Genomic DNA, 7,221 nt, shown 5'->3' with positions numbered 1-7,221 from the left:
AAATCAGGCTTGCCACAGCCATAGCCTAAGCGAGCGCATTAGGCGTAGCGAAGCGGATGCCGGAGCGAGTCTGGACTACTGGCGTGGGCAAGCCGTCACTTCGTCCACTAAAATCACATATAACCAAAACAAAAAAGGTATGAACCAATCACCTAAGCAATTAATCCACACCCTTATTCTAACAAAAAACTACTTTAATTATTTATAAGCTTATCACTCTCATTATTCCAGCTATACAGCTTCCTTATCTCCTTACCAACCTGCTCTAAAGGCTGCTCAGCCTGAAGCTTTCTCATAGCATTGAAATGTACCTGACCTCCTGCCTCACTCATATCAAGCAGGAAATCCTTAGCAAAAGTACCATCCTGAATATCAGCAAGAATCTTCTTCATAGACTTCTTAGTCTCATCAGTTATAATCTTAGGTCCGGTAATATAATCACCATACTCAGCAGTATTGGAAACAGAATATCTCATACCTGCAAAGCCTGACTGATATATAAGGTCAACTATAAGCTTCATCTCATGTACACATTCAAAATAAGCATTTCTTGGATCATAACCTGCTTCTACAAGAGTCTCAAAGCCGGCCTGCATAAGTGCACAAACACCACCACAAAGTACAGCCTGCTCACCGAAGAGGTCTGTTTCTGTCTCTGTTCTAAAGGTTGTCTCAAGAATACCTGCTCTTGCTCCACCTATACCGGCACCATAAGCAAGTGCCATATCAAGAGCCTTACCTGTGGCATCCTGATGTACAGCTACTAAACAAGGTGTTCCCTTACCCTCTAAATACTCAGAACGAACAGTATGTCCCGGAGCCTTAGGAGCTATCATCGTAACATCTACACCATCCGGAGCAGTAATAAGACCATAATGCACATTAAAACCATGAGCAAACATAAGCATATTGCCCGGCACAAGATTTGGTCTGATGCTCTCCTTATAAAGCTTAGCCTGGAGCTCATCATTTATAAGAATCATAACGATATCTGCAATCTTTGCAGCTTCAGCTGCTGTTAGCACCTTAAGTCCCTGAGCCTCAGCCTTAGCCCATGATTTACTACCCTCATAAAGACCGATAACTACATTACAGCCTGACTCTTTAAGATTAAGTGCATGTGCATGTCCCTGACTTCCATAACCAATAATTGCAATTGTTTTACCTTCTAATAAAGAAAGATTACAGTCTTTCTGATAAAATATTCTTGCATCTGACATAGCTAATTCCTCCATTTTTATTAAAGTTTATCCCAAATTAGGGTTTATTCTTCATTACTCTAAAACTAATCATCCCACATTTCACCACGAGCCTCAGAACCTCTCTCAAGACCTGTCACACCCGTGCGAACCATTTCTATTATCTTATCCTTGCCAAGCAAACTTAAAAATGCCTCTATCTTAGTCTGATTGCCTGTCAGCTCCACTGTAAGCGATTCATTAGAAACATCTACAATTTTAGCCCTAAAAATATCAGCTGTTGCAATGATAGCCTGTCTTTCAACTGCAGAAGCTTTTAACTTTACAAGTATAAGTTCCCTGGTAACTGAGCTGTCAGGGTGAAGAACCTTAACTTCCTTAACATCCTCAAGTTTCGCCAACTGCTTTACAATCTGATCAAATACACTGTCATCACCATGAGAAACTATAGTCATCCTCGAATATATTGACCGCTCAGTCTCACTAACCGTAAGACTGTCAATATTGAATCCTCTTCTGCTAAAAAGGCCGGCAACCCTGCTAAGTACACCGGAAGTATTATCTACAAATACGGAAAATACAATTTTATTCATATGTCTCCTTACCTATATTATGGTTTTTTGAAACTTGTTACCAATAATAACAATCAGCTTTGTCAAAGTCAAGTAATGATAAGAATGTCAGCTATGCCATATAGTTATAATATTTCTTAAACTTTTTCAAACCTTTCTACATCAATTACAAAGATTGTAGCTCCGCCCACATCTACCTTAGTAGGTACTGCATTATACCCTGAAACAGGCACACCGCTCGTCTGTGAATAAGGAAGATTGTATACTATCTGTTCTCTCCGTCCCGATTCCTTAACTATCACATCTATCACATTTTGTACCTTATCCTCCTCTACACCAATCAAAAGTGTAGTATTTCCTCTCCTTAGAAATCCTCCTGTCGTAGCAAGCTTGGTAACAATATAACCATTTGCCGTTAAGGCTTCCGTTACCGAATCCCCGTCCTCACTATGTACTATCGCATAAATCATCTTCATAATATTTTCCCCCTTTTTCGCACTTTGCTTATAGCAGTTTTTAATCCAAATTATTTACAATATATCAATTAAGAGAAGAGATACAAAAGCACCTCTTCTCCAAACCTGCTTGCAAAAATTGCAAGATTGGTTTATAATCAACTTAGATGGCTGAAGGATATTGGTACATCCAACAGTTACCAAGCGGAAACTTATAAGCTATTAAGTTTATTAACAGATTACAGGCTATCCCCTAGTTGCATAGAGGATAGCCTATCTGTTATTTACGGTTCTTTCGATTATCAATATATGTTAAGGCTGAAAATACAACCAATAAAAGCGTTAACACTTCTAATGTATTCATACCAACCTCCTCTCCGTTTCCGGAAAGGCAACCGTTAGGCTATCCCCACTGCTCTAAGTTGACTATTGATATTGTATCATTTTATATTGACTTTTACCAGTGAAATTTATTACCAATTTTTCATTACCTACTCCTCAAATTCAATTGTAGCATAAAATCCCATAGGTTTTTCTTCCATTTTCACTACTTTCCCTGTTAAATTTTTAAGCGGTTCTGTAAGAGCTATGTTTCCACTCATCCCATAGGCATGCTCTATTGTATAATAACGAAAGCTTTCAAGCTCTGTTTCGATTACATTTACTACATCCCCTTCTTTTAAAAGTCCGCTTCTTTCAACCTTAAATTCCATTTCTCTCATAGTATTTCACCTCAATTAAATGATGTGGGTGTCAAAAGATAATAAATTCTTTTGCAAGCAGGCTTGCACAGAATTTTTATACTTTTGACACTTGTATCATTAAATAAAAATAAGACTTTCTGTCACCATGATAAGTATATCATCATTTAAATAGAAAGTCTTATTTTAAAAATCAAAATTATTTTATAAACTATTGTTTTTATACTCTGACCACAGAAAAAACCATAGAGCTTCTGGCTTCCATATTAATCATATTGCCATTAGTCCTAACCTTTTTATCCCAAATCTCCGGAAAACCTGCCTTATATATCTCAAGTGAAGAATCTGTCTCAATCTGCCAACATAAATAATGTGGAAGCTCAGGCAGATAGCAGTCCTGTCTCTCCCAATGGGTATTAATCGCAAAACATACTATGTCATCCGCCGTGTTTTCTGCATTCCTTCCGGCAAATACTACCCTTAGCACCTTAGTATGATCCGGTCCCAATGACCAGTTATCCGGAAAACCTAAAGAACAGCCCCCCATATATTTTCTTATTACAGGATGTTCATTCCTAAATTTAATCAAATGCCTTGTAAATCTAAAATGCTCCCTGTTCTTTTCTAAAAAGCCCCATTCAAGCCAAGAAATAGGACTATCCTGACAGTATGTGTTATTATTTCCATACTGTGTATTCAAGAACTCATCTCCTGCAAGAAACATAGGAGTACCTCTACTCATAAGAAGAGTTGTCATTGCATTTTTGCAAAGCCTGCGACGGAGTTTATTTATGTTCTCATTATCTGTCTCACCTTCCCAGCCACAGTTCCAACTCCTGTTATCATCTGCACCGTCTGTATTATTCCAACCGTTCGCTTCATTATGCTTACTATTGTAACAGTACATATCCCAAAGTGTAAAACCGTCATGACAGTTAATAAAATTGACAGAAGCATTTTCTCCCCTATGTTCCGGATCATAAATATCTTTTGAACCCGCTACTCTTCTGGCGGCTACAGGCATAAGTCCTATATCTCCCTTAAGAAAATCTCTCATATCATCACGATACTTACCATTCCACTCCGCCCAACGATTCCAAGAAGGGAAGGTTCCCACCTGATAAAGCCCGCCTGCATCCCAAGCCTCTGCTATAAGCTTTACATCCGCAAGTATCTGGTCATAGGCAAGATTCTGTAAAAGCGGTGCATTTGACATAGGTGAGCCATCTTCATTTCTACCTAAAATACTGGCAAGATCGAATCTGAAACCGTCTACATGGTAGTCTGTTACCCAGTATCTAAGACATTCCAGTATCATATATCTTACAACAGGATGATTACAGTTAAGGGTATTACCACAACCACTGAAATTATAATATTCTCCTCTAGGAGTAAGCATATAATAGATATTATTGTCAAATCCCTTAAAAGAAATACTAGGTCCCATTTCATTGCCTTCAGCCGTGTGGTTAAACACTACATCAAGAAGACATTCTATTCCATTATCATGCAGCCTCTTAATCAGTTTTTTAAGTTCAGTACCTGAACTGTTATCTTCTGTCTTAGCTGCATAACTGGTATTAGGTGCAAAAAAGCTTATTGGATTATATCCCCAATAGTCTACCAGCACTTTATCATTATACTTTCTATTCTCTTTTATCTCATCAAATTCAAAGACCGGCATAAGTTCCACTGCATTTATCCCTAAGTCCTTGAGATAAGGAATTTTCTCCATCACTCCGGCAAAAGTTCCGGGATATTTTACCCCGGATGACTCATCCTTAGTAAAACCTCTTACATGCATCTCGTAAATCACGAGATCTTCAAGGCCTATATTAGGATTAGGCTCACTACCCCAGTCAAAATCATTACGCACTACTCTTGCCTTATAAAAAGACTTGCTGCTCTTCTTTTTACCCCATTCACTCTGTCCTGTAACTGATTTTGCATACATATCTAACAAAATTCTGTTTTTATCAAATATCAGTCCTTTTTCTTTATCATAAGGACCGTCAACCCTATACGCATATTCAAAATCTTCAATATTAAGATCAAAAACTATCATTGAATAGACATTGCCTATTCTATAATTTTCCGGAAAAGGTATAACTGCATAAGGCTCATCCTCTCTGTTTTTAAAAAGAAGAAGCTCCACACTTGTACCCCCATTAGTAGGAACCGTAAAATTTACACCACTGGGAATGGCTGTTGCTCCGTTTTGTTCATAAAGGCCGGGTCTGACCTTAAAACCATTAATTTCGTCTATTGGTCGAAGATGAAATCTTTCAAACGAAAGATTGTTATTCGCTTCTGCCATAGTATCCTCCGATTACACATTCTACTTCGTTGCAGATTATTTTAAATCTGCAGAGTCTAAAATTATAGTAAATGGACCATCATTTGTAAGGGTTACTTTCATGTCTGCGCCAAACTCACCCTGTTCAACCTTTTTTACCTTCTTTTTACATTCATCAATTATATAATGATATAACTCCTTAGCCATATCCGGAGCACCACAAGTTGTAAATCCCGGTCTATTGCCATGGCTTGTATCTGCATACAATGTAAACTGGGATATCAGTAACAGCTCTCCATTCATATCATTTATGCTAAGATTTGTTTTACCATTTTCATCTGCCATTATTCTAAGCCCAATCAGCTTTTTTATCATTTTATCAGCTGCTTCTTTGGTGTCATCTTTTCCAACACCTATAAGCACCATATATCCTCTGCCTATGGCTCCACGCACTTTTCCATCTATTTTAACATCCGAATTTTCTACAACTTGAATCACAAAACGCATAAATTTAGTCCTTTTCTCTCTATGCAATACAAAACCATTCAACACAAAACCACCGTACCGATTAACAATCGGTACGGCAGTTCAAATATCTAATCATCAGTTTTAGCAATGCTGTCACTTCCATCTTGTAATAATAATGCCTTTTACTAACGATAATTTTTATCAATAATTCATATTACTTGCGGTTAAATGCATTTACTCCTGGCCAGTAAGCTGCCTCACCAAGCTCCTCTTCAATTCTAAGAAGCTGATTGTACTTAGCTACACGCTCACTTCTACTTGGAGCACCTGTCTTAATCTGGCAGGTATTAAGAGCTACTGCAAGGTCAGCAATAGTTGTATCCTCTGTCTCACCTGAACGGTGTGAAGAAATTGCTGTATAGCCTGCCTTGTGAGCCATCTTAATAGCCTCAAGTGTCTCAGATACAGAACCGATCTGGTTAAGTTTGATAAGGATAGAGTTAGCAGCGCCAAGCTTAATACCCTTCTCAAGTCTCTCTGTATTTGTAACGAAAAGATCATCACCAACAAGCTGAACCTTGTGTCCAAGCTTCTCTGTCATCTTCTTCCAGCCATCCCAATCCTCTTCATCAAGACCATCCTCGATAGAGTAGATAGGATATTTATCAATAAGGCTCTCCCAGTGAGCAATAAGCTCATCTGATGTAAACTTTTTACCTGACTTAGGCTGTAAGTAGTGTCCAACACCCTGCTCTCTGTCCTTCCACTCAGAAGAAGCAGCATCCATAGCTATAACGAAATCTGTACCAGCCTTGTAGCCTGCATCTTCGATAGCCTTGATGATGTGATCGATAACATCCTCATCATCCTTAAGGTTAGGAGCAAAACCACCCTCATCACCTACAGCTGTAGTATGTCCTTCTTTCTTAAGAAGTGCCTGAAGTGAGTGGAATACCTCTGCACACATTCTAAGACCTTCTCTAAAGCTTGTAGCTCCTGAAGGCATAATCATGAATTCCTGTGTATCTACAGAGTTAGTAGCGTGAGCACCACCGTTTAAGATGTTCATCATAGGAAGTGGAAGTCTGTTAGCATTAGCACCACCTAAGAATCTGTAAAGAGGAATATCAAGAGCATTAGCTGCTGCTCTTGCTGCTGCTATAGATACAGCAAGGATAGCATTAGCACCAAGCTTTGACTTATCCTTTGTTCCATCAGCCTTAATCATTGCTGCATCAACTGCATAAATATCAAATGCACTAATTCCCTGGAGTACATCATTTATAACTGTATTGATGTTCTCAACAGCCTTAAGAACACCCTTACCACAATAACGAGACTTATCACCGTCACGAAGCTCAAGAGCCTCAAATTCACCTGTAGAAGCACCACTTGGAGCTGTTCCTCTACCTGCTACTCCACAAGCTAAGATAACTTCAGCTTCAACAGTAGGATTACCTCTAGAGTCAACTATTTCTCTACCGATAACCTTCTCGATTTCTAAATTTCCTAAATAATCCATTTCCTTCT

Annotated in this window: 8 protein-coding genes; 1 reads left to right on the top strand and 7 read right to left on the bottom strand. The window is 38.6% G+C overall.

Annotated features, from left to right (window positions below; translation table 11 throughout):
* A partial coding sequence (locus tag ACTTKP_RS05940; RefSeq protein ID WP_442552986.1) for a hypothetical protein occupies positions 1-208 on the top strand: 208 nt, incomplete at its 5' end.
* On the opposite strand, the gene ilvC is transcribed toward ACTTKP_RS05940, so the two are convergent.
* The 7 genes from ilvC to eno all read right to left on the bottom strand — a co-directional run bounded on the left by ilvC (position 195) and on the right by eno (position 7,213).
* The gene (gene ilvC / locus ACTTKP_RS05935; RefSeq protein ID WP_442552985.1) at positions 195-1,220 is read right to left on the bottom strand and encodes a ketol-acid reductoisomerase; all 1,026 of its coding nucleotides are present in this window, start codon (positions 1,218-1,220) and stop codon (positions 195-197) included. The genes ACTTKP_RS05940 and ilvC overlap by 14 nt on opposite strands.
* Before the next feature lie 65 nt (positions 1,221-1,285).
* Positions 1,286-1,792 (bottom strand): acetolactate synthase small subunit, encoded by a 507-nt coding sequence (ilvN, locus tag ACTTKP_RS05930; protein ID WP_442552984.1) that lies wholly within the window; start codon positions 1,790-1,792, stop codon positions 1,286-1,288.
* 116 nt (positions 1,793-1,908) lie between these two features.
* Complete coding sequence (locus ACTTKP_RS05925) at positions 1,909-2,247, bottom strand: cyclic-di-AMP receptor (RefSeq protein WP_442552983.1); 339 nt, start codon at positions 2,245-2,247, stop codon at positions 1,909-1,911.
* A gap of 470 nt (positions 2,248-2,717) precedes the next feature.
* The gene (locus ACTTKP_RS05920) at positions 2,718-2,948 is read right to left on the bottom strand and encodes a hypothetical protein (protein WP_442552982.1); all 231 of its coding nucleotides are present in this window, start codon (positions 2,946-2,948) and stop codon (positions 2,718-2,720) included.
* Between the two features lie 199 nt (positions 2,949-3,147).
* Positions 3,148-5,244, bottom strand: a complete 2,097-nt coding sequence (locus ACTTKP_RS05915; RefSeq protein WP_442552981.1) for a glycogen debranching protein — start codon at positions 5,242-5,244, stop codon at positions 3,148-3,150.
* Positions 5,245-5,280: 36 nt separating this feature from the next.
* Positions 5,281-5,730: a D-aminoacyl-tRNA deacylase gene (gene dtd, locus ACTTKP_RS05910; protein ID WP_442552980.1), complete on the bottom strand. Its 450-nt coding sequence runs from the start codon at positions 5,728-5,730 to the stop codon at positions 5,281-5,283.
* A 175-nt stretch (positions 5,731-5,905) separates the two neighbouring features.
* Complete coding sequence (eno, locus tag ACTTKP_RS05905; RefSeq protein ID WP_442552979.1) at positions 5,906-7,213, bottom strand: phosphopyruvate hydratase; 1,308 nt, start codon at positions 7,211-7,213, stop codon at positions 5,906-5,908.
* Positions 7,214-7,221 lie beyond the last annotated feature (8 nt).

This window comes from Catonella sp., assembly GCF_052169795.1.
Classification (GTDB): Bacteria; Bacillota; Clostridia; order Lachnospirales; family Lachnospiraceae; genus Catonella.
The sequence above is the reverse complement of the archived record's forward strand: the minus strand, read 5'-3'. Positions and strand labels throughout refer to the sequence as shown.

Coding starts and splice junctions, on each gene's coding strand:
- ilvC (WP_442552985.1), bottom strand. CDS start 1,220: ATGTCAGATGCAAGAATATTTTATCAGAAAGACTGTAATCTTTCTTTA.
- dtd (WP_442552980.1), bottom strand. CDS start 5,730: ATGCGTTTTGTGATTCAAGTTGTAGAAAATTCGGATGTTAAAATAGAT.
- ilvN (WP_442552984.1), bottom strand. CDS start 1,792: ATGAATAAAATTGTATTTTCCGTATTTGTAGATAATACTTCCGGTGTA.
- ACTTKP_RS05920 (WP_442552982.1), bottom strand. CDS start 2,948: ATGAGAGAAATGGAATTTAAGGTTGAAAGAAGCGGACTTTTAAAAGAA.
- ACTTKP_RS05925 (WP_442552983.1), bottom strand. CDS start 2,247: ATGAAGATGATTTATGCGATAGTACATAGTGAGGACGGGGATTCGGTA.
- eno (WP_442552979.1), bottom strand. CDS start 7,213: ATGGATTATTTAGGAAATTTAGAAATCGAGAAGGTTATCGGTAGAGAA.
- ACTTKP_RS05915 (WP_442552981.1), bottom strand. CDS start 5,244: ATGGCAGAAGCGAATAACAATCTTTCGTTTGAAAGATTTCATCTTCGA.